This window comes from Mesorhizobium sp. CA8, from assembly GCF_020164955.1.
Taxonomy (GTDB): domain Bacteria; phylum Pseudomonadota; class Alphaproteobacteria; order Rhizobiales; family Rhizobiaceae; genus Mesorhizobium.
In genome coordinates, this window is the sequence record NZ_JAIUHG010000010.1 from 84,078 (window position 1) to 106,706 (window position 22,629).

General features: G+C 65.3%; 19 protein-coding genes. 7 read left to right on the forward strand and 12 right to left on the reverse strand.

The genetic code is table 11. From position 1 onward, the window contains the following. Positions 1 to 14: 14 nt before the first annotated feature. Genes nirB through LB553_RS13545 form a run of 3 tightly spaced genes read left to right on the forward strand, consistent with a single transcriptional unit; the run spans position 15 to position 5,473 of the window. Entirely contained in the window at positions 15 to 2,465 is a 2,451-nt protein-coding gene (nirB, locus tag LB553_RS13535) for a nitrite reductase large subunit NirB (RefSeq protein ID WP_224513897.1), read from the forward strand. Between the two features lie 5 nt (positions 2,466 to 2,470). Further along, on the forward strand, positions 2,471 to 2,800 hold the full coding sequence (nirD, locus tag LB553_RS13540) for a nitrite reductase small subunit NirD (RefSeq protein ID WP_224514039.1): 330 nt from the start codon (positions 2,471 to 2,473) through the stop codon (positions 2,798 to 2,800). A 3-nt stretch (positions 2,801 to 2,803) separates the two neighbouring features. Then, positions 2,804 to 5,473: a nitrate reductase gene (locus LB553_RS13545; protein ID WP_224513898.1), complete on the forward strand. Its 2,670-nt coding sequence runs from the start codon at positions 2,804 to 2,806 to the stop codon at positions 5,471 to 5,473. Between the two features lie 22 nt (positions 5,474 to 5,495). Here LB553_RS13545 and LB553_RS13550 read toward each other — a convergent pair whose 3' ends face one another. The 8 genes from LB553_RS13550 to LB553_RS13585 form a co-directional block, all read right to left on the reverse strand. Continuing rightward, a complete protein-coding gene (locus tag LB553_RS13550) occupies positions 5,496 to 6,482 on the reverse strand; it encodes an ABC transporter permease (RefSeq protein WP_224513899.1) in 987 nt (328 codons plus the stop codon). Then, entirely contained in the window at positions 6,479 to 7,465 is a 987-nt protein-coding gene (locus LB553_RS13555) for an ABC transporter permease (protein ID WP_224513900.1), read from the reverse strand. Before LB553_RS13555 ends, LB553_RS13550 begins: the two co-directional genes overlap by 4 nt. Beyond that, entirely contained in the window at positions 7,462 to 9,021 is a 1,560-nt protein-coding gene (locus tag LB553_RS13560) for a sugar ABC transporter ATP-binding protein (RefSeq protein ID WP_224513901.1), read from the reverse strand. The genes LB553_RS13555 and LB553_RS13560 overlap by 4 nt, the downstream gene beginning before the upstream one ends. A gap of 213 nt (positions 9,022 to 9,234) precedes the next feature. Further along, positions 9,235 to 10,287, reverse strand: a complete 1,053-nt coding sequence (locus LB553_RS13565; protein ID WP_412033335.1) for an ABC transporter substrate-binding protein — start codon at positions 10,285 to 10,287, stop codon at positions 9,235 to 9,237. Between the two features lie 53 nt (positions 10,288 to 10,340). Beyond that, on the reverse strand, positions 10,341 to 11,252 hold the full coding sequence (locus tag LB553_RS13570) for a sugar phosphate isomerase/epimerase family protein (RefSeq protein WP_224513903.1): 912 nt from the start codon (positions 11,250 to 11,252) through the stop codon (positions 10,341 to 10,343). A gap of 19 nt (positions 11,253 to 11,271) precedes the next feature. Then, positions 11,272 to 12,819 carry a mannitol dehydrogenase family protein gene (locus tag LB553_RS13575; RefSeq protein WP_224513904.1) on the reverse strand — a complete coding sequence of 516 codons (1,548 nt, stop codon included), beginning with the start codon at positions 12,817 to 12,819 and terminating at the stop codon, positions 11,272 to 11,274. Then, on the reverse strand, positions 12,795 to 13,577 hold the full coding sequence (locus LB553_RS13580; protein ID WP_224513905.1) for an SDR family oxidoreductase: 783 nt from the start codon (positions 13,575 to 13,577) through the stop codon (positions 12,795 to 12,797). The genes LB553_RS13575 and LB553_RS13580 overlap by 25 nt, the downstream gene beginning before the upstream one ends. Before the next feature lie 196 nt (positions 13,578 to 13,773). Then, positions 13,774 to 14,661 (reverse strand): MurR/RpiR family transcriptional regulator, encoded by an 888-nt coding sequence (locus LB553_RS13585; RefSeq protein ID WP_224513906.1) that lies wholly within the window; start codon positions 14,659 to 14,661, stop codon positions 13,774 to 13,776. Positions 14,662 to 14,899: 238 nt separating this feature from the next. On the opposite strand from LB553_RS13585, the gene LB553_RS13590 reads away from it, so the two are divergent. Next, the gene (locus tag LB553_RS13590; protein ID WP_224513907.1) at positions 14,900 to 16,084 is read left to right on the forward strand and encodes a Gfo/Idh/MocA family protein; all 1,185 of its coding nucleotides are present in this window, start codon (positions 14,900 to 14,902) and stop codon (positions 16,082 to 16,084) included. A gap of 35 nt (positions 16,085 to 16,119) precedes the next feature. Here LB553_RS13590 and LB553_RS13595 read toward each other — a convergent pair whose 3' ends face one another. Then, the gene (locus tag LB553_RS13595; RefSeq protein ID WP_224513908.1) at positions 16,120 to 16,740 is read right to left on the reverse strand and encodes a TetR/AcrR family transcriptional regulator; all 621 of its coding nucleotides are present in this window, start codon (positions 16,738 to 16,740) and stop codon (positions 16,120 to 16,122) included. Positions 16,741 to 16,955: 215 nt separating this feature from the next. On the opposite strand from LB553_RS13595, the gene LB553_RS13600 reads away from it, so the two are divergent. Further along, on the forward strand, positions 16,956 to 17,612 hold the full coding sequence (locus tag LB553_RS13600) for a class I SAM-dependent methyltransferase (protein WP_224514041.1): 657 nt from the start codon (positions 16,956 to 16,958) through the stop codon (positions 17,610 to 17,612). Between the two features lie 21 nt (positions 17,613 to 17,633). On the opposite strand, the gene LB553_RS13605 is transcribed toward LB553_RS13600, so the two are convergent. Genes LB553_RS13605 through LB553_RS13615 form a run of 3 tightly spaced genes read right to left on the reverse strand, consistent with a single transcriptional unit; the run spans position 17,634 to position 20,702 of the window. Then, complete coding sequence (locus LB553_RS13605) at positions 17,634 to 18,494, reverse strand: carbohydrate ABC transporter permease (protein ID WP_224513909.1); 861 nt, start codon at positions 18,492 to 18,494, stop codon at positions 17,634 to 17,636. Further along, the gene (locus LB553_RS13610; RefSeq protein WP_224513910.1) at positions 18,491 to 19,381 is read right to left on the reverse strand and encodes a carbohydrate ABC transporter permease; all 891 of its coding nucleotides are present in this window, start codon (positions 19,379 to 19,381) and stop codon (positions 18,491 to 18,493) included. Before LB553_RS13610 ends, LB553_RS13605 begins: the two co-directional genes overlap by 4 nt. Before the next feature lie 28 nt (positions 19,382 to 19,409). Continuing rightward, positions 19,410 to 20,702, reverse strand: a complete 1,293-nt coding sequence (locus tag LB553_RS13615; RefSeq protein WP_224513911.1) for an ABC transporter substrate-binding protein — start codon at positions 20,700 to 20,702, stop codon at positions 19,410 to 19,412. Between the two features lie 277 nt (positions 20,703 to 20,979). Here LB553_RS13615 and LB553_RS13620 point away from each other — a divergent pair, with 277 nt between their 5' ends. Together LB553_RS13620 and LB553_RS13625 are read left to right on the forward strand one after the other, a co-directional pair. Then, on the forward strand, positions 20,980 to 21,852 hold the full coding sequence (locus LB553_RS13620) for an ROK family protein (protein ID WP_224513912.1): 873 nt from the start codon (positions 20,980 to 20,982) through the stop codon (positions 21,850 to 21,852). Further along, positions 21,849 to 22,616, forward strand: coding sequence for a GntR family transcriptional regulator (locus LB553_RS13625; RefSeq protein WP_224513913.1), 768 nt, complete (start codon positions 21,849 to 21,851; stop codon positions 22,614 to 22,616). The genes LB553_RS13620 and LB553_RS13625 overlap by 4 nt, the downstream gene beginning before the upstream one ends. The last annotated feature ends 13 nt before the right edge of the window (positions 22,617 to 22,629 follow it).

Consider the following 22,629-nt stretch of genomic DNA (forward strand, 5'->3'; position numbering starts at 1 on the left):
GGAGCAGACCGGACATGACCGAGAAACTCGTCATCATCGGCAACGGCATGGCGCCAGGCAGGATGCTGGAGCACCTGCTGGAAGCCGCGCCCGACCGCTACGCCGTCACCATCTTCAACGCCGAGCCGCGCGTGAACTACGACCGCATCATGCTGTCGCCGGTGCTTTCGGGCGAGAAGGAGTTCGAGGAAATCGTCATCCATGGCGACGGCTGGTACATCAAGCACGGCATCACCCTCTACAAGGGCCACCGGATCGTCGCCATCGACAGGGACGCGAAGACCGTCACCTCGGACCACGGCGTGACCGAGAGTTACGACAGGCTGGTCATCGCCACCGGCTCGGTGCCCTTCATCATTCCGGTGCCGGGCAAGGACTTGCCCGGCGTGCTCAGCTACCGCGACCTCGACGACGTCAACGCCATGCTGCTTGCCGCGCAGTCGCGCGCCAAAGCGGTCGTCATCGGCGGCGGCCTGCTCGGGCTCGAAGCCGCTGCCGGGCTGAAGGAGCGCGGCATGGACGTCACCGTGCTGCACGTCATGCCGACGCTGATGGAGCGCCAGCTCGATCCCGCCGCCGGCTACCTCTTGCAGAAGGCTGTCGAGGCGCGCGGCATCAAGGTCATGACCAAGGCCAACACCAAGGCTATTGTCGGCAACGGCAAGGTCGAGGGCGTCGAGCTGATGGACGGCACGATCATCCCGGCAACGCTGGTGGTGATGGCGGTCGGCATCCGCCCAAACAGCACCTTGGCCAAGGACGCAGGGCTCGAGGTCAATCGCGGCATCGTCGTCGACGACCGCATGCAAACGTCCGACCCCGCGATCATGGCGCTCGGCGAATGCGCCGAGGTCGGCGGCCATGTCTATGGGCTCGTCGCGCCTCTCTACGAGATGGCCCGCGTCGCGGCTGCCAGGCTGACGGATGGCGAGGACAAGCGCTTCGTCCACTCCGACACGCCGACCAAGCTCAAGGTCACCGGCATCGACCTTTATTCGCTGGGCGACTTTGCCGACGGCGACGACCGCGAGGAGATCATCCTGCGCGACGCCTCCGCCGGCATCTACAAGCGCGTCGTGCTGCAGGACAACCGCATCATCGGCACGGTGCTGTTCGGCGAAACCGCCGACGGCGCGTGGTTCAACGACCTCAAGAAGAAGGCGACCGACATATCGGAGATGCGCGACACGCTGATCTTCGGCCAGGCGTTCCAGGGAGGCGTTTCCTCGGACCCTTTGGCGGCCGTTGCGGCACTGGCGGATGATGCGGAAATCTGCGGCTGCAACGGCGTCTGCAAGGGCAAGATCACCGGCGCGATCACGGCGAAGGGGCTGACCGGCCTCGACGATGTGCGCGCCCACACCAAGGCCTCGGCCTCCTGCGGCTCGTGCACGGGTCTCGTCGAGCAGCTGCTGAAGCTCACGCTGGGCGAGGCCTACAATCCGGCGGCGGTACAGCCTATGTGCGGCTGCACGAGCCTCGGCCATGACGATGTGCGGCGTCTGATCAAGGCGAAGGGCCTGAAGACGATCCCTGCCATCATGCAGGAGCTCGAATGGAAGACCTCCTGCGGCTGCGCAAAATGCCGGCCGGCGCTCAACTACTATCTCGTCTGCGATTGGCCGGACCAATATGCCGACGACTATCAGTCGCGGTTCATCAACGAGCGCGTGCACGCCAACATCCAGAAGGACGGCACCTATTCGGTGGTGCCGCGCATGTGGGGCGGGGTGACCAGCGCCGGCGAATTGCGCGCCATCGCCGATGTGGTCGACAAGTTCGATATCCCGATGGTCAAGGTGACGGGCGGCCAGCGCATCGACATGCTTGGCATCCGCAAGGAAGACCTGCCGGCGGTATGGGCCGATCTCGGCAAGGCCGGCTTCGTCTCCGGCCATGCCTATGCCAAGGGCCTGCGCACGGTGAAGACCTGCGTCGGCTCGGACTGGTGCCGTTTCGGCACGCAGGATTCGACCGGGCTCGGCATCCGCATCGAGAAGTTCATGTGGGGTTCGTGGACGCCGGCCAAGGTGAAGATGGCGGTGTCGGGATGCCCGCGCAACTGCGCGGAGGCGACCTGCAAGGATGTCGGCGTGGTGTGCGTCGACTCTGGCTACGAAATTCACTTCGCCGGCGCCGCCGGCCTCGACATCAAGGGCACGGAAGTGCTCGGCTTGGTAAAGACCGAGGACGAGGCGCTGGAGGTGATCGTGGCGCTGGTCCAGATGTATCGCGAGCAGGCCCGCTATCTCGAGCGCATCTACAAATGGGCAAAGCGCGTCGGCACGGCCGAGATCAAGAAGCAGATCCTGGACGACGCCGAGAAGCGCCGCGCCTATTTCGAGCGCTTCGTCTTCAGCCAAAAATTCGCGCAGGTCGATCCGTGGTCGGAGCGCGTCTCCGGCAAGGACAAGCATGAGTTCAGGCCGATGGCGTCGGTCGGGTTCGCGGAGGCGGCGGAGTGACCAACATGACCTGGATCGCCATCGGTTCCGTCACCGACATTCCGCCGCGCGGCGCGCGTTGCGTGGCCACTCCGCAAGGCAAGATCGCGGTCTTCCGCACCGCGGACGATCAGGTTTATGCCATAGACGACCACTGCCCACACAAGGGCGGACCGCTCAGCCAGGGGATCGTCCACGGCGCTGCGGTGACCTGCCCGCTGCACAATTGGGTGATCTCGCTGGAGACAGGCAAGGCGCTTGGCGCCGACGAAGGCTCGGTCCGGACTATACCGGTCAAGGTTGAGGGCGAACGGTTGTTCATCGCGCTCGAAGCGCTGGCCTCGAAAGCGGCCTGAGGCATGCAAGAAGCACGCGAGGTGAGGACCACCTGCCCCTATTGCGGGGTGGGCTGCGGCGTGCTCGCCGAGGTCGCCGCGGACGGTATGACGACCGTCCGCGGCGACCCCGATCATCCGGCCAATTTCGGCCGGCTCTGCTCGAAAGGTTCGGCTCTCGGCGAGACGCTTGGCCTCGAAGGCCGTTTGCTGCGGCCGGAAATTCTAGGCAAGCCGGCGAGCTGGGACGAAGCGCTCGACCTCGTGGCCGCGAAATTCTCGCAGGCTGTCGCCGAACACGGCCCGGACTCTGTCGCCTTCTATGTCTCCGGCCAGTTGCTCACCGAGGACTATTACGTCGCCAATAAGCTGATGAAGGGCTTCATCGGCTCGGCCAATATCGACACTAATTCAAGGCTCTGCATGGCGTCGTCCGTCGCCGGTCATCGCCGCGCTTTCGGCGAGGACATCGTTCCCGGTGTCTATGAGGATTTCGAGTGCGCCGATCTCATCGTGCTCACCGGCTCCAACACCGCATGGTGCCATCCCGTTCTCTACCAGCGCATGCTTGCGGCGCGAAAGGAACGCGGAACCAGGATCGTCGTCGTCGACCCGCGCCGCACCGCAACCGCCGACGAATGCGACCTGCACCTGGCGCTCGATCCGGGCACGGACGTGATGCTGTTCAACGGGCTGCTTGCATATCTCGTCCAGGCCGGAAAAATCGATCCTGATTTCATCCGCGATCATACATCGGGCTTCGATGCGGCAGCTTCGCTCGCCGGCGCCGATGCGCCTTCGATCGCACGCGTGGCAAAGGGCTGCGGGCTGGCGGCAGCCGACGTCCAGGCCTTCTACGATCTCTTTGCCGCGACCGAGCGGACGGTCACCGTCTACAGCCAGGGCGTCAACCAGTCGGCGCATGGAACCGACAAGGTCAACGCCATCATCAACTGCCATCTCGCCACCGGCCGCATCGGCGAACCCGGCACGGGGCCGTTCTCGGTCACCGGGCAGCCGAACGCCATGGGCGGCCGCGAGGTCGGCGGTCTGGCCAACCAGCTTGCCGCGCATATGGATTTTGCCGACGAGGCCAGTATCGACCGGGTCTCCCGCTTCTGGAATGCGCCCAACATCGCCCGGCGCGGCGGCCTGAAGGCCGTAGACATGTTCCAGGCGGTCGCCGACGGCCGCATCAAGGCCTTGTGGGTCATGGGCACCAATCCCGCCGTCTCGATGCCCGACGCTTCGCGTGTGCGCACTGCATTGTCCAAATGCGATTTCGTCGCGGTCTCGGATGTGACCCGCACCGACACCACGCGCTATGCCGACGTGCTGCTGCCGGCCGCCGCCTGGGGCGAGAAGGATGGCACCGTCACCAATTCGGAACGGCGCCTCTCGCGCCAGCGGCCGTTCCTGCCGCCGCCCAGCGACACGAAAGCCGACTGGCGCATCATCTGCGAGGTCGCCGCGCGCATGGGTTTTGGCGAGGCCTTCGCCTACCAGACGCCAGCCGCGATCTTCCGCGAGCATGCAGCGCTGTCCGCCTTCGAGAACGACGGCAAGCGCCTGTTCGACCTTGGCGGCGTGGCTGATCTCAGCGATGAAGATTATTCCGCCTTCGCGCCGCGCCATTGGCCCGCATCGGAACGGTGCGAGCAGCAGACGAGACTTTTCTCCGACGGTCGTTTTGCGACACAGGACGGACGCGCGCGTTTCGTGCCGGTGCGGCAGGAGGCGACGGCCTTCACGGTCGACGCCGACTATCCGCTCGCCCTGAACACCGGCCGGCTGCGCGACCAGTGGCACACCATGACGCGCACCGGAAACGTGCCGCGTTTGATGGCGAACGCGCCGGACCCGGCGGTCGACCTTCACCCGGCGGACGCGGCCGCGCATCAGCTCAAGGATGGCGACCTCGCTCATCTTTCAACCCGCTTCGGCTTCGTCCGCGCCAGAGTGCGCGTGGCCGACGCGCAGCGGCGCGGACATGCCTTCATGCCCATGCATTGGAGCGGCCAGTTCGCAGCCAAGGCAGCAGCCGGCCTCTTATCCTCGCCGGTCACCGATCCGCATTCCGGCCAGCCAGAGCTCAAGCATGTTCCGGTGAGAATCGTGCGGGAAGAGACTGGCTGGGCCGGCGTGCTCATCACGCGACGCGATCTCAGGCCGACCGGTTTCGTGCATTGGAGCCGGCATGCTGTCGAGGGCGGCTGGGTTTACGACCTGACCGGAACCGAGCCGCCGGACCAGGGCATCCTGCTGGCGCGCAAGCTGCTCGGCGTCCAGCGGCGGGATCAACTCCTGGAATACACCGACCGCCGCGGGCTCGCCTATCGCGCCGCCGCCATCGACGAAGGCGGCGCCATGGCCGAAGCCTTGCTGGTCGCCGCCCCGGACCAGTTGCCGGCACGGGACTGGCTGGTGTCGTTGCTCGCCACGCGCCAGCCGCTGTCAACGACCGATCGCAACGTCCTTCTGTCCGGCCGGTCACCCGTGCCGATGCCGGCCATCGGGCGCGTCGTGTGCGCGTGCTTCCATGTCGGCGCCAACCAGCTCGCTTCGGCGGTCGCTTCGGGATGCGACAGCCTCGAAGCGATCGGCTCGACGCTGCGCGCAGGCACCAATTGCGGCTCATGCCGCTCGGAGATCAGGGCGATCATCGACTCGGGCCGAGTGCAAGCGGCTGAGTGAGCTGTGCCCGTCGCGGCCCGTTTTACCGATCCTCGATGATCCTCAAATATGCCGCCGTCACGAACAGCACGATGAAGCCGAAGAGGATGCGGCGGCCGCCTTCGGGCATCTGCAGGATGGTGAGCAGCGTCGTCAGCACGGTCAGGATCAGCGCGCCGATGATGGTGCCCGTGTAGCCGCCGCGGCCGCCGAAAATCGAGGTGCCGCCGATGACGGCAGCAGCCACCGAAGGCAGCACCAGCGGCTCGGCGAGCGAGAGCGAGGGCGCCTTGATCAGGCCGATATAGAGCAGGCCGGTGATGCCGGCGAGCAGGCTGGAGAGGACGTAGAGCGCGGTGATCACCTGCCAGTAGCGGACGCCTGACAGGCGCGCGGCGCGTTCATTGTCGCCGACGGCATAGAGCAGGCGGCCGAAGCCGGTGCGGTTCAGCACGAAGACGATCAGCACCGCCACCGGCACGAACAGGAGAAGCGCGTTGGGAAAGCCATAGGTGAGGCCGGTGCCCAGCCAGTTGAGGAAATCGGGAATCCTGGCGCCGGACGCGATCACGGTGCGCTGGTAGACCTGCAGGAAGCCGGTGCCGATCAGGCTGGTGCCGAGCGTCATGATCAGCGGGTGCACCCGAAACACGCCGACGCCGATGCCGTTGACGAGGCCGATCAGCACCGCGGGCAGCATGGCCAGCAGGAAAGCCACCGCCGGATCCTGGTTGACGATCTGCGTTGCCATGATGAAGGCGCTCATCGTCGCCACGGTGCCGACGGAAAGGTCGATGCCGCCGGTCAGCATCGTCATGGTCTGGCAGCCGGCGAGGATCGCCAGCGGGATGGCGAATTTCGCCGTGTTGGCGATCCAGCGCTCGTTGACGATGCCGGGGCGTAGGATCTGCAGGATCACCACGAGAATGATCAAAAGGACGATCAGAGGGATGAGCGGCCGGTCCGCCATGAAGCGCTTCAGGCGGCGGCCGAACGAGACAGGCTGGGGCATGGTCGCGATGTCGGTCATGGCGTTGCTCCTGCCGGGCGGCTCCGCATGGTGATGAAGGCGCCGAACATCACGACCGCGACCATGATCGCGCCTTCGATGATCGCGGTGACGTTCGGATCGATGGCCAGAAGCGTCAGGTCGGTGCGCACCAGCCGCAGCACGAAGACGGCGATGATCGGCCCGGGCAGGCCGCCCTTGCCGCCGCCGAGCGCGACGCCGCCCAGCACCACGGCGGCTACGCTGGCAAGCAGATAAGGCCCGGGGATGGGCGCGCCGATACCGGTGCTGATGGTAAGCGACAGGCCGCCGAGCGCGGCGAACAGGCCGGAGAGCGCATAGGCGACGATCCTGGTGCGCGCCACCGGCACGCCGCTGCGGAAGGCGGCGAGCTCGTTGCTGCCGATGGCGTAGATGGAAAGGCCAAGTCGCGAGCGCCTGAGCGGAATCCAGACGATGCAGAGGCAAACGGCGAGCAGCACCAGCGCCTTTGGAACCCAGGCGTCGGCCCAATCCGGCAGGCCGGGGATCGGCACGGTGCCGATGACGCTTGCCTTCAGCCACTCGGCGGCGGCGCCGCCGGGAGCACCAAGCACCAGCAGCGCCGCGCCTTGAAGCACGAACAGCATGGCCAAGGTGACGACGATATCAGGCACCCGCGTGACGACGATGAGCACGCCGTTCAGAGCGCCGAGCACCAGCCCCATGGCCAGCACGAAGGGCACGACAAACAAGGCATATTCCTCGCTGGCGCCGTTCATCATCGAGGCCGCGGTCACGCTGGTCAGCGCCATCATAGCGGCGACCGACAGGTCTATGCCGCCGGCGATGACGACGACCGTTTGGGCCGCGACCGCGAAGGCGTAAGGCAGAACCGCCCGCGCAAGCGAGCCGAAGTCGCCGCTGCCATAGCCCGGCTGGATCAGCTTGGTGACGACGAAGAGGAAGATCAGCAGTGCGAAGAGGCCCGCGACCCAGCCCTGATTGCGGAGAAAGCGGCTCATGACGCGGCCTCCGCGCTGGAACCGGGTTTGACCTCGGCAAGGATGCCGACATCCGCCTTGGCGCCGCGCGGCAGGCCGTAGGCGGCCCGCATCAATGCCGCTTCGTCGGCTTCTTCCACCGGGAAAGTATCGACGACGCGGCCGCCGAAGATGACGACGACGCGGTCGCAGACACGCTGCACCTCTTCCATCTCGGATGTGTAGAACAGCACCGACTTGCCCTGGCCGGCGAGCTCGCGCAGCAGCTTGTAGATCTCCTGCTTGGTGCCGACATCGATGCCGCGCGTCGCGTCGAAGCAAAGAATGGTGCGGGCGTTGGCCGCGATCCAGCGGGCAATGGTCACCTTCTGCTGGTTGCCGCCGGACAGGCGCTGCACTTCGCCCTGGGCGCGGGTGTCGATCTGCAATCTGCCGATGGCGCTGGAAACCACCACTTGCTCCCGGCGCATGCGGATCGGCCCCCATTTGCGCGGCGCCGCGCTGAAGGGCAGCGCGATGTTCTCACGCACCGAACGCTGCATCGCCAAAGCCTCGGCGCGGTCGCCCGGCACATAGGCGATGCCGGCCTGGATGGCGTCGCTCGGATGCGAGAATTTTACCGGCGCGCCGTCGACGTCGATGGTGCCGCCTGTCGGGCGGATCGAGCCGGCAAGCGCGGCGAAGAGCTCGTCCTGGCCCTGTCCCTCGAGCGCAAAGACGCCGACGACCTCGCCATTGGCGAGATCGAAGGAGACGTCGTTGAGCTTGGTGCCAAGCTGCAGGTTGCGGACCGACAATCTCGGACGACCGCCGACGGCAACCGCTACCTCATTCGCCGCGCGCGCGGCGACGCGTGTCTTCTCGATGCGGGTGCCGAGCATCATCTCGACTATTCTTTCCTCGATGCCCGGTTCGATGTCGACGACACCGACGGTTGCGCCGTCGCGCAAGACGGTCGCGCGATCGCAGAGCGCGGAAATCTCGACGAAACGGTGCGAGATGAAGATGACGGAGCGGCCGGCGTCGCCCTGGCGGCGCACGACTTCCAGCACCTTCTCGGCAAGGTTAGCCGGCAGAGCCGCGGTCATCTCGTCGAGCAGAAGCACGTCGGGTTCGACGGCGAGCGCGCGGGCGAGATCGAGCACGCGCAGGATGGCCAAAGGGATATGGCGGGCCGTCTCGCGGATATCGAGGTCGGGAATGCCGATCTCGCGCACCCAAGCGCGGAACGGCTCGACCGGCGTGCCGGTGAGCCGCAGGTTGGACAGGACATCGAGATCGGGGATCAACGCCGGTTCCTGGTAGACCGGCAGCAGGCCGGCGCGGCGTGCGTCGGCGGGCGAGCGGACATCGAGCTGCTGGCCGCGGATCAGGATGCGCCCGGCATCCGCCTTGATCGCACCGGTCAGGATCTTCACCAGCGTGGACTTGCCGGCGCCGTTGGCGCCCATCAGCGCATGCACTTCGCCCGGCAGCACGGACAGCGAAGCGTTGCGCAGCGCGGCAACCGCGCCGTAGTTCTTCGTCACGCCGGTGGCGTCGAGGAGGGGATTTTGCGGCGACGGGTTTGTTGTCAAATCGTGTGGTTCTCGTTCCAAAAACTGATGCAGACCGCGGCTCACCTCCCCTTCTCCCCTTGTGGGAGAAGGTGTCGCCGAAGGCGACGAATGACGGGTGCTCCAGCGGAGTGAGACATTGGCGTTCCCTGGAACACCCCTCATCCGTCTCGGCGCTATCGCGCCGATCCACCTTCTCCCACAAGGGGAGAAGGCAGAAGGGCGTCTCGTCTCTTATTCGCCCGGGCCCTTGCAGGCGATGATCTGGTCCTTGGTGTAGGTCGTCCAGTCCGGGATCGAGATCGAGACCGGCCATTCGGGGCTGAGCGAGGGATCGACAACGCTCTTCAGCTTGGCCTTGCCTTCTTCGGTGGCGTTTTCCCAAAGCTGCGGTTCGACCAGAACGGTCTGCTGCGCCGGCTTCTTGCCGTCGAGGATCTGCAGCGCCAGCGTCACGCCGGCGCCGCCGATCGAGCCGGGATTGGTGACGGCCGCACCCACCAGGCCCTTGACCGAGATCAACTGACCGACGAAGCCGGCATTGTCGGCGCCCACGACCGGCACCATCGGCGCCTGCTGCTCGACCAGCGCATCGACGATGACGTTGTCGATGCCGGAGGTCCAGATGCCGTTGATCGGGGTGCCGGTGGCGAGGAAGGAGAGGATCTGCTGCTTGGCCTGATCCTGCTGCCAGCCAGTGAAGACTTCCTGCGCGACCTTTACGTCGGGGAATTCGGCCAGAGCCTTCTTGAAGCCTTTGTCGCGGTCAGAGTCGGCCGAGGCCCCGGCAGCGCCGCGCATATAAAACACGTCGCCCTCGCCGCCCATCTGCTGGAACAGCCACTTGGCGCCGAGATAGGCGTATTGTTCCTGGTTGTTGGAGATGATGTAGGCCGACGGCTCGGTCACCGCCTGGTCAACGGCGACGACGACGATACCGGCCTTGGTGGCTTCCTCGAGGCCGGCCTTGATGCCGGCCGGATCGGCCGGGTTGACGACGATGGCGTCGACCTTGGCGCTGATCAGGTTGCGGATGTCCTCGAGCTGGCCGGCGGCGTCGGTGTTGCGGTGGGCAATGTTGAGCTTCGCCACTTCGCCCGAAGCGAGCGCCTGCGCCTTCATCGCGCAGATCATTTCCTCGCGCCAGCCATTGCCCTGCACGGTGTTGGAAATGCCGATCGTGTACTTGCCGGCGGCGGCCGAGCCGCCCACCGAGGCAAGCAGCGCGGCGCCGGCAAGGAGCGAGGCCACGGTCAGATGTCTTTTCATTTCAGTACTCCTCCACATTGATCTTTTCAGTTCGGTTCCAGGGCTCTGATTCAGTCGGAGCCAAGCTTTCGTCATTTGATGAAGGGGCGCAGCACGTCGCGGGCAAGCAGGAAGCCGCGCTTGACCTTTTCGTCCGTCCCCTCGAAGCGCCGGTCCTCATGCTCGATGATGACCGGCCCGTCATAGCCGGCCCGATACAGGCCCGAAAAAATCCTGCTCCAGTCGATGTCCCCAAGCCCCGGCATGCGCGGCACCTGCCAGCCTATGCCGGCCGAAAGGATTCCGCGCTCGTACAAACCATCATGATCAATCATCAGGTCCTTGGCATGCACATGCAGCATGCTCTTGCCGAATTCGCGGATGAAACGCTCCTTGTCGATCATCTGCCAGACGAGATGCGAGGGGTCGAAGTTCATGCCGACATCGCCGCCCCAGGCTTCGAGAATGCGGCGCCAGACATAGGGCGAATAGGCGATGTTGTGCCCACCCGGCCATTCGTCATAGCTGAAGATCATCGGGCAGTTCTCGAAGGCGAGCTTGACGCCATGCTCGCGGGCATGGGCGATGATCGCCGGCCAGATTTTCTGCGCATCTTCCCAGTTGGCGTCGATAGTCTTCGAAGCATCACCGCCGCAGAAGGTGTTGACGAGCGGCACGCTCATGCGGCTCGCCAGCACGATCACCTTCTTCAGATGGTCGATCACCGCTTCGCGATGCGCCCGGTCGGGATGGAGCGGATTGGGATAGAAGCCGAGACCCGAGATGGCCAGGCCCTTGCCGGCGAGCTCGTCGGCGATGTCCTTGGCCTCAGCGGCCGAGACTCCCACGTCGATATGGCTGGTGCCGGCATAGCGCCGGCTGGCGCCGGAAGTCTTCGGCCAGCAGGCGATTTCCAGCGCCTCGAAGCCGGCCGAGCGCGCCCAATCGGCGACTTCGCCGAGCGGCGTATCCGGAAACGGTGCTGTCAGCAGTCCAAGCTTCATGATCCCTCCCGGTTGCTAACTATGCAGATCGCGTCGGCTGCTTCAACCGCGCATCGGTTGGCCCAGCGCAGACCTGTCCGACAAAGCCCATCGGATCGTTCGAGAGCAAACCACCGAGCCCGGCGATGATATGGGCCCGGAATGTCGCGTTGGCGGCCAAGGCCGGGTCGAAGATAGCGTCGATGGCAAGGATCGAATCGACGAGCGCTTTGCTGTCCGTACCGATGCGGTCGGCAATGGCGGCGATCTTGTCGGCAAACGGATCGGACACCTGCCAGGCGCGGCCGAAGCGGGCGGAAGCCTTGATCAGATAGGCCATCCAGCCGGCAACGGCCACCGAGAGGAGCGCAATGTCCCCGCCCTTCGCCAGGCGATCGCGGATCGGGTTGAGCAGGCGCTGCACGATCTTCTGCGAGCCGTCGGTGGCGATCTGGTGGTTGCGATGGCGGATCGCGGTGTTGGTGAGGCGCGACAGGCTCTGCTCGACATAGGCCGCCGGCTGAATGCCGGGCACGGGCGTCAGCGTCGGCAGCGTTTCCTCGGTCAGCATGCGCCGGACAAAGCGGGCCAGAAGCGGATTGGCCATCGTCTCGAACGTGTGTTCAAAGCCGCCCAACACCCCGAGATAGCTGAGCGTCGTCTGGGCACCGTTCAGCACGCGCATCTTGAGGTGCTCGAATGGCGTGACATCGTCGACGAAGGTCGCGCCGACAAGGTCCCAGCGGGGCACGCGTCCGGCGAAGCGGTTCTCGATCACCCATTGGCGGAAGCGCTCGCCGACCACCACAGCGCCGTCGCGATAGCCGAAGCGCTGCTCGACGGCGTCGATATCGGCCTCGGTCGTCGCCGGCACGATACGGTCGACCATGGCCGCGGGGAAGGCGACATTGGCTTCGATCCAGTCCGCCAGCTTCCCGCCGCGCCGCTCGGCGAATGTGCGTACGACATTGCTGAGGATGATGCCGTTGGCCGGGATGTTGTCGCAGGACAACAGCGTCACCGGCCTGCCCTGTCTGGCCATGCGCAGTTCCAGCGCGCGCGCCAGGATACCGGGCACGCTGCGCGGCGTCTCGGGGTTGGCGAGATCATGGACGATATCGGGATGGTCGAGGTCGAGAGCGCCACTCGAAGGGATGTGGCAATAGCCTTTCTCGGTCACCGTCATGGTGACCATCTGGATGTCGGCCGAGGCGAGCACATCCAGCGCCGGGGCGGCACTGTCCTGGCTGTCGACGACGCGAACGATGCTGCCGATGACGCGCGCTTCGACTTCGTCGTTCTGGCGGATCAGCCGTGTGTAGAGGCCGCTCTGCCGGCCGAGCGTGCCGGCCAGCAGGGGAGGGCGGATATTGATGCCGACCAGTCCCCAGCGGTCGAAATCCTTCGCCAGGAGGTCGTCGGTGTATTCGGCCTGGTGGCAGCGGTGGAAGGCGCCGACGCCGATATGGGCGATGCCCGGCTTCAGCGCGGCGCGATCGTAAGCCGGCTTGCGGACCTCCGACGGCAATCGGCCGAGCAGGGCAGGGCTGAGCTTCTCGGCGCTCACCGATTGGCTCCGATCACCCATTGCTCCTGGTCGATCAGCGCCCCGGTCATAGGGCCCGCCGCGTCGGAAAGCAGGAAGACCGCGAGATTGGCGATATCGCTCACGGAGAAAAGCCGGCCGAAGGGCTGCGTGGCATTGGCCGCATCGAGCCAGCCCGGGCCCTGGCCGAGCGTCTCGGCCTGCATGATCCGTTCGGCCGGCGTATCGGTCCAGCCGACATTGATGCCGTTGACGCGGATGCGGTCAAAGCGATGGGCATTGGCGGCGTTCTTGGTCAGCGTCGCCAGCGCGCCCTTGGTGGCGGAATAGACGGCAAGCTCCGGCGAGCCGCAATGCGCGTTGATCGACAGGATGTTGACGATCGAGCCGCCCTGTCCGCGCTTCCTCATCTCGGCGATTGCCGCCTGCATCAGGAAGAAGGGCGCGCGGGCGTTGACGGCAAACAGCGATTCCCAGTCATCGAGCGTGGCATCGACGAAGGAAGCGCGGTCGGTCAGGCCGGCGGCGTTGACCAGGCCGTCGATGCGACCGAAGTGGTCGATGCAGGCTTGCGCCAGCCGCACCGGGGCCTCGGGATCGCCGAGATCGGTAGCAGCGAAGGCGGCGGAGGTGCCCGTGGCCGAGAGTTCGGCGGCGACAGCATCGCCACGTTTCTGGTCACGGCCAGTGATCAGCAGTCCGGCGGCGCCGGAGCGCGCAAGCGTCTCGGCGATCGCCCGGCCGATGCCTTGCGTCGCGCCGGTGACCAGCACCACCTTACCGTCGAGACGAACCTCCATTCCTCCTCCCGGAACAAAGTTTCCATTTTTTCAAATATGGAACGATGGTTCTCTTTAGTCAATCGCCCCAGAGCGGTTCACCGTTTTCATGGAACCGGTGAACCGCTCTATCTCCTTGTCTTTCGCAATCCCGGACGGAAGGTTACGGCGAAGACGCCGAACTTAACCGCTCACACTTTTCCTGGAATTGCTCTTGTCAGCCTGTCCGCTGCGCGACGACGCCGTGGACCAACGCCATGCCGACCGCGAGCGAGGCGGCAAGCGAGCGGAAACCGCCAAAGTCCTGCTCGACCACTTCAAGCCAGGTGTCGGAGAGTTTTGCCAGCGGCGAAAAGGTGCTGTCGGTGATGGTGAGAATCCGCGCCTTGCGCTCATGCGCGACGGCGACGAGGTCGGGCGTGATCGAGTTGTAGGGGCTGAAGGAGACGGCAAGCACAGCGTCGCGCGGCGTGATGCAGCCGACCTGGTCGAGCGCGGTCGAGCCGACATTGTCGACCAGCACGTTGCGCACGCCCTGCTGCGACAGCGTCAGCGACAGATAGGTGGTGACGGGGAAGGCGCGCTTGCTGCCGATGACATAGATCAGCTCGGCCGCCGCCAGATAATCGACCATTGTCTCGAAAGCGGCGATATTGAAATCATTGCCGATGCGGCCGAGCGAGGCCTGGCAGGCACCGACCATGCCATTGAGGAAATGCAGGTTTGCGTTCGGCTCCTCGGCCTTGTCCGGGCTGCCTTGCGTATCCGGCCAGGAGCCCTTCATGCGGTCCTTGAACAGGAGCTGGAAATCGGAAAAGCCCGAATAGCCGAAGATCTGCGCGAAGCGCACCAGGGTCGAAGGCTGCACGCCGGCCTGGTCCGCCACCTGCGCGATCGTGCCCAACGCCACCTCGCTCGGGTGCTGCCATAGAAAGATCGCCACCTGGCGAAGCCGTTTCGGGAAATGCACGGTTCCCGACGCAAGCACCGCCCGCAGCTCTTCATAGGTTTGCGGCTTGGTGTAGCCAAGTGCTGCCAGTGATCGGCCTTGTTTGCGGGGAGCGCTGTCACCGGCCTGGCCGGGTGAGGTTCGCACGCCGCTCATGGCATGGGCCGGGTTTGAGGTACCGCGCGGGAAGGTGAAGACCGCCAATTGTCGAAGTTAGCGCCCGAAAAAAGGGCAGCCATCCTACGCTTCATCACCCAGACCCTCCGTCTTTCTACAAGCCTAGTGCGGCAGGATCGTTTTACAAAACAAAATCTGGAAAAACTGTTCGAAATTGGTGGGAAGCCTCCGTATAGTCGCGCACTGCCAATGACAGTTATCCGCGAGGAATCGAAACATGGTCTATGCAACCGCTGACGGAACCTCGCGCCAACGCTTGCGGGTCGGCATGGTCGGAGGCGGCCGCAACGCCTTCATCGGCGCCGTGCATCGGCTGGCCATGCGGCTCGACGACCAGATCGCCCTGGTCGCCGGCGCATTGTCCTCGGATCCGGAGAACGCAGCCGCCTCCGCCGCGGAGATCGGCATCGCGCCGGAGCGCAGCTACGCCGACTACCACGCCATGGCGAAGGACGAAGCGGCGCGGGCCGATGGCATCGAGGCGGTCGTCATCGTCACGCCCAACCATCTGCACGCGCCGATCGCCACCGCGTTCCTCGAGGCCGGCATCGACGTCATCTGCGACAAGCCGCTGTCGACGACACTTGAGGAGGCACAAGCGCTGGTGGCGCTGACCAAAGCGAAGAAGCGCCGCTTCGTCGTCACGCTGAACAACACCGGCTACGCCATGGTGCGTCAGGCGCGTGAGATGGTGGCGGCGGGCGAGCTCGGCAGCATCGTGTCGGTGCACGGCGCTTACATCCAGGACTGGCTGACCAAGCCGATCGACGCCGAGGGCCAGAAGCAGGCGGAATGGCGCACCGATCCGGCGCGCGCCGGCCAGTCGGCGGTGCTCGCCGATATCGGCGTGCATGCTTTCAACCTGGCAAGCTTCGTCTCCGGCTTCGAGGCCGAGGCGGTCTCGGCCGACCTCTTCACCGCCGTGCCCGGACGGCGGCTCGACGACAACGCGCATGTGCTCGTGCGCTGGGCGGGCGGGGCGCGGGGTACGATCCTCGCCAGCCAGACCTCGCCCGGCCACTACAACGACCTCTCGATGCGCATCTATGGCGAGAAGGCCGGACTCGAATGGTTTGGGTCGCGGCCGGAGGAATTGCGCTTCTCGCCCTATGGCGAGGAAACCCGCACGCTGGTGCGTGGCGGCCATGGCTCGACGGCGGAAGCCCGGCGCGTCTCGCGCATGCCGGCCGCGCATCCCGAGGGCTATATCGAGGCCTTCGCCAATTTCTACCGCGACGCCGCCGATATCATTCGCGCGCATCGCGCAGGCGGTGCGGTCGATGCCGCGCGGGCGGCGCAAGTGCCCGATGTCGTCGACGGCGCGCGCGGCGTGAAGTTCGTCGCCGCGGCGGTGGAGTCGAATGCGGCAGGCGGGGTGTGGACAACTGCGAGGTTTAGATGAGCGCCTCGCGTTCTGTCCTTGAGATCGATCAATCCTCATCGCGATTTTGCAGCTTGGCTATCGACCGACCGTCGGTCGCCACCGATCAAAGGTGACAGCCCGTCGAGCACCAGGCTCCGGAACATGGCGTCGACCTGGGACGGCGGCAATTTCGGCTTTCGCTCGAACCACCAGTTCAGCGTCGTCAGGAAGGCGCCGACGATGAATTGCACCACGAAGTCGCGCGGGATGGCCTCGTCGTGGAGGGTAGGGGGCAATTCCTGCCGCACCATTTCCGACAGGATCAGGCGAATTTCGTTCTCCGTCACGGCGCCGCCCCGCCCGCCGATCATCGTGCGGTAATGGTCGGCATATCGGGCCGCATGCTCGAAGATGGCCGTGCTGAAACCTAGCGGATCGTCGTGCGATGCTTCGGCTCCGGCGCGTGCCGCCGACTGCGCCTCCTTGAGCTCCTCCCGAAGCATCCGGAAGCCGCTGCGCAGCAAGTCCTCCTTGCCGGTATAATGCGCATAGAATGTCGAACGGCCGACATCGGCTTCGTCGATAATGTCCTGCACCGAAAGGGCCTCGTAGCCCTTGCGCAGCATCAGCGCCAGCAGCGCCTCGTGAAGGGCTTTACGGGTGCGGGCGGCTCTCCGGTCGATTTCCCGAGGCATTGGGCTCGCTCCTTTTGCCGTCACACGGATTGGGCGACTTTTCCGGGACAGCGGGCTCGGATTGTCCGCTAGCGAACGTTCCCTCCGCTTCTTCCGTCGAAAAACCCGAACAAGCTGTCCATCATCATACGAGCTGTTTCGAAACTGCGCCAGCCGCAGCCCTATGCCGGTATCCGGCCCGGACCTCGCGCTGCTGAAGAAAGGACGTGACGAACATGCATCATATGCGAAGCGAAGCACACGCGGGGGCCGCGATCGGCCCTGAGGCCAACAGGGGCATCGGCTTTCCGCGCCTCTATGATCTGCTGGTGCTGATATTGACCCGCGGGCGCGACAGGGCCTATCGCGAGGCCCTGCTCGATCTTGCCGACCTGGCGCCGGGCTTCCACTTGCTGGACGTCGGATGCGGCACCGGCACTCAGGCGATTTCGGCCTGGCGCCGGGTGCAGCCCGGCGGATCGGTGGTTGGCGTGGACGTTTCCGAAAAGATGCTTGCCGCCGCGCGCCGCAAGGCGAGCCGGGCCGGCCTCGATATCCCATTTCATCATGCTGATGCGGCCGAGCTGCCGTTCGAGGAAGGTCGCTTCGATGTCGTCACTTTCACGACGGTGCTGCACATGGTGCCGGAGGCAAGGCGCGGCTTTTGCCTGCGCGAGGCCGCGCGTGTTCTGCCCCCCGGTGGACGGCTGCTGCTGATCGACTATGCCGGACCAGTGGGCGAGCGCAGACACCTGTCGGCAAAGCACGGCCTGCATGGCCAGTTCGACCTGCACCGCCTTCGCGAACCGCTGGCGGCAGCCGGGTTCGAGCGCATAGAAGGCGGCCCGCTCAACTGGCTCGGCCTGCATTACCTGCGGGGCATCAAATCATGAACACTGCGGTCGTGCTGATGGCTACCCCTTGATCGCCGAGCCGACGATCGAATCGACGAAGAAGCGCTGCAGGAAGACGAACAGGATGAGCGGCGGCAGCACAGCGAGCGTGGCGCCGGCCATCACCAGGCCGGTGTTGACGGCGCCGCGGTTGTAGCTGAGCAGCCGGCTCAGACTGATGACGATCGGATAGGCGTCGGCATTGCCCTGCAGCACGGTGAGCGGCCAGAGATAGCTGTTCCAGTGATAGACGAAGGCGAAGAGCGCGAGTGCCGCGATCGCGGGTGCTACGCTCGGCGCCACGATCTTGAACAGGATGAGCAGCTCAGAGGCGCCGTCCATGCGGGCGGCGTCGATCAGGTCGTCCGGCACGCCGGCGATGAACTGGCGCATCAGGAAGATGCCGAAGGCGTTGGCAAGATTGGGCACGATGATGCCGGCAAGGCTTGCGCTCAGGCCCATCGAGCCGACCATGCGATAGAGCGGAATCAGCGTCACGATCGGCGGCAGGAACATGGTGGCGATCAGCAGCGAGAAGAGCAGCGAGCGGCCGGGGAAGGAATATTTGGCGAAGGCGTAACCGGCCATCATGCTGGTGACCAGGATGCCGGCGGTGGTGACCGTGGCGATGACCAAGGAATTCCACATCGAGCGTCCAAGATTGATGACGCCGGCGACCTTGCCATAGGCCTCCAGCGTCGGCGTATGCGGGAGCCAGACCGGCGGCACCTGCATGGTCTCGGCCGGCGTCTTCAGGCTGGACAGCACCATCCAGGCCAGCGGGAAGGCGGATGCGACGGCAACCAGAAGCATTGCGGTCGCAAGCAGCGCGTTGCGGCCCGACAGGCGCTTGCGTGACAGCGATCGGGTTGCCGCGCTCATTCGCTGTCCTTGCGATCGACAAAGGCAAACAGCGCCGAGACGCAGACGATCAGCGACAGCATCAGCATAACCGCCATGGCGGAGCCCAGCCCGCCCTGCGCGCGTTCGATGCCGACGCGGCGGATATGGTAGGTTAGGATGTTGGTCGAGCCCACTGGTCCGCCTTGCGTGATCAGCGCCACCGGCTCGAACACCTGCACGGCGTTGATGATGGCGATTACGGCGCTGAACAGAAGCGTGCGGCGAAGCAAGGGCAGGGTGATGAAGCGGAACTGTTCTCGGCCGTTGGCGCCGTCGAGCGTCGCCGCCTCATAGAGGCTGCCGGGGATCTGTGTCAGCCCGGCGATGGCGAGCACCGTGAAGTAGCCGACCTGCTGCCAGACATTGAGGAAGACGATGGAGAGCAACGCCGAGCGCGGCGAGGAGAGCCAGGGCTGCGGACCGATGCCGACGAGGCCGAGCAACTGGTTGAGCGGTCCCTCGCTCGGCGAATAGAGCTTCGACCAGACGAGCGCCACCGCGATCATCGGCACCATGTAGGTGGAAAACAGCACCGTGCGCAGCGCCGTGCCGCCGGCGACCTCGCGCTGATAGACCATCAGGCCGAAGGCGACCGACAAAGGCAGGATGAGGATGACCGAGAGCGCAGTGTAGATTGCGGTATTGAGCAGCGCCGTCTTGAAATCGCGGCCGACCGAGGTCGGGCCGAAGATTTCTTGGAAATTGTCAAGCCCGGTGAAGCTCGCCTCGGAAAAGGGCGTCTGCGTCGACCAGTCCTGGAACGACAGCCAGATGGTGAGCAGCATCGGCACGAGAACGAACACGCCGATCAATGTCACGGCGGGCGCAAGCATGATGCCCGCCGAGGCACGAAAAGCTCTGGCCATTCACCTGCTTCCGGTCAGGAACCCGAACTTACTTGGCAGCGCGCTCCAGGATCGACGTGGCGTCGGCCTGCGCGTTCGCCTGCGCATCCTTGGCCGAGACCTGTCCATACTGCAACGCCTCGAGCGTCTGCTGCAGCGATTCCGAGAATTCCTGGCCGCCGGGCACGACCGGGAAGGGCCGCGCATCGGCAAGCACCGAGACATAGCCGGACAGGAATTCGGAGCCGAGCTTGTCCTTATGCGCTTCGACGTCGGAAGTGCGTGACGGCAGGATGCCCATAGACATCAATATGTCGGACATGGCCGAGGCGCCGTTCTTGCCCGATTTCGGGTTGTTCAGCCAGGCGAGGAACTCCCAGGCTGCCTTCTGCTCGGCTTCGCCCGCCTTGGCGTTGACGACGGTCATCCAGGAATAGGAGATCGAATGCGGCTTGTCGCCGTGCGGGCCGACGGGGATCGGTGCTGTGGCGACGTTGGCGAACTTGTCGCCCATGCCGGTCTTCAGTGCGCTTTCCCACCAGTTGGCCATGATGATCATGCCGGTCTTGCCGGAGACGAAATTGTCGAGGAACGGACCGGTTGTGTTGGCGTCTGCCGTCGCCATCGCCGGATTGCTCGCGCCGGATTTTATCAAATCTTCATAGAGCGCGAAGGTTTCGGCGGCCTGGGGACTGTCCAGCGCCGGCTTGCCATCCTTGACCAGATTGCCACCATTGGAGACGAGCAGCGAGGCGAAAGGATGGACCACCCCCGCCGCCCATGAATTGATCATGCCGAAGCCCTGTTGGCCCTTGTCCTTATTGGTCAGCTTCGCGGCGGCATCCTTGAATTCGGCCCAGGTCTTGGGCGGAGCGGCGATGCCCGCTTCCTTGAATAGTTCCTTGTTGTAGTTCAGCGCGTAGACGTCGATCTCGTTCGGAATGCCGTAGAGCGTGCCGCCGACCGAGGCGGCGCTGACGACGCCCGCCGGCCAGGCGCTCTTCACCTCGGCTGCCACCGCGTCGGGAGCAGGGGCGACGAGCTTGTCCCGCGCCAGTTCCGGCAGCCACAGATCGTAGATGCCGCCGATCGTCGGACCGTCGGAGGAGCCGCCCTGCGAGCGCAGCGTTGTCAGCAGATCGCCGAACGGAACCGCGCGCACGGTGATGGCGACATCCGGGTGCTCCTTGGAAAAATCCTTGGCTGCCGCTTCGAGCAGGGCCACCGTCTCCGGCGACCAATGCGTCAGATAGGAGATGTTCACCGATTGCGCCCAGCCGCTCGCGGGCAGGGCAACGAGCCCCGCGGCGAGAGCCAGTTTCGAGATCCGGGCCAGCGACATCGGCATCCTCCACTTAACCGTATCAGAGCGGATGACGTTATGACAAGTTTGAGCAAAGGCGCAAGGCCTCTCGCAAATGGACGTGCGGATCCTGTTTGCAGATGAAAGCCTCGATGATCTCGATGCAGTAGATAACATAAACAAATCATCGAGATAAGATGCAGCTTCCTGGCCGATGTCCGATCGATCGATAGCCATCAACGTCTTTGCGGCTCTTGCGGGTGGCATCATGTCGTTATAATGACATTTGAAAAGATGCTGATCGGAGCCACGAGAGATGACACGGGTTCTCGCCATCGATCTCGGCGGCACCAATCTGCGCGCCGCCGTCCATACGGGCGATATCAGCGCCCTTGCGCCGCAAGTCCGCGAGCCGGCGCCGGGCAGTCTCGATGCGTTCGAGACGCGTATCCGCGCGCTTGCGGCCGCGGGCGAGGCCGAAGCGCTCGGGCTTGCTGTCCCGGGCCTTGTCGAAGGGGCGGTCTGCCGCTGGATCCCGAACCTGCCCTGGCTCGACGGCGTCGATATTGCGGCGCTGTTTCCCGACCTTCGCGTGGCGGTCGGCAATGACGCGCAGATCGCGCTGCTCGCGGAAGCGGCGCAAGGCGCGGCCAAGGACGTGTCCGACGCGATCCTGCTGGCAATCGGCACAGGCATTGGCTCGGCGGTGCTGGCCAATGGCCGCATCGTCGCCGGCGCGCATGGCGGCGCCTGCTCCTTCGGCTGGGCCAGCGCCGACGTCAAGGACCACGGCGAGGATCGCAGCGGCTGGCTGGAACGTGTCGCCTCCGGCCGCGCGCTGGACGCCCTTGCCGCACAGATCGGACTGGCCGACAGCCGCCAGCTGATCGCCGCCGCCAAGGCAGGCCAGCTTGCCGCGCAGACCCTGCTCGAGGTGCCGGCGCGCCAGCTCGGCACGGCGCTCGCCGGCGCCGTGGGGCTGCTCGATCCGGGTATCATCCTGGTCTCGGGCGGTCTGGCGGACGCGCTGGATGTGATCGCGCCGCCTTTGCTTGCGGCGCTACGGCGTCAATTGCCGCCGCATCTGCGCGGCATCGAACTTAGGCCTGGAAAATTCGGCTCTCGCGCCGGCCTGGTTGGGGCCGCGCTTGCCGGACAGGCGGGAAGCGGGTGGAGGCAGATCCGATGAACGAAGCGAGCTTTCAGCAGCCGGACCGCAGGCGACCGGAGCCGCTCTGGTACCAGGTCGAGGAGGCGATCCGCGCCATCGTCAAGAGCGGCGAGTGGGCGACCGGCGACCAGATCCCGGCCGAGGACCGGCTCTGCGCCTTGTTCGGCGTCAGCCGCATCACGCTGCGCCACGCGCTGCGCAATCTGGAGGAAAGCGGGCTGCTCAGGCGCGAACACGGACGGGGCACTTTCGTGCGCTCGGCCACGCTGGTCGCCGGCACACGCGAGCTCACCTCCTTCACCCAGGAGATGGGCAATATCGGCGTGGTCGCCGGCTCGCGCCTGCTCGATTGCAGCCTGACGACGGCGAATGCGGCGGCGGCCGGCGCGCTGGAGATCGAGGAGGGCGATCCTATCGTGCGGATCAGGCGACTGCGGCTAGGCAACAACGAGCCCATCGGTATCCAGACGGCGCAATTGGCAGCCGCGCGCGTACCGGGCTTCCTCGACGCCGGGCTGCTCAAGGGGTCGCTCTACGAGGCGCTGGAGCGCCAGTACGGCATCGTGCCGGTCGAGGCGCGCGAGAATTACCGCGTCGGTGCCGTCAGCGCGACGGACGCCGAGCTCCTCGACCTGCCCGCGGGCAGTCCCGCCTTCGTCGTCGAGCGCATCACCATCGACGAGCGCGGCCCGTTCGAATTTACCGTCTCCGTCATGCGCGGCGACCGCTACGAAATACGCTCGACGCTGCGCGCCAGCCGCCTCCCGAACACCAGAAGCTGACACGATCAAAAGG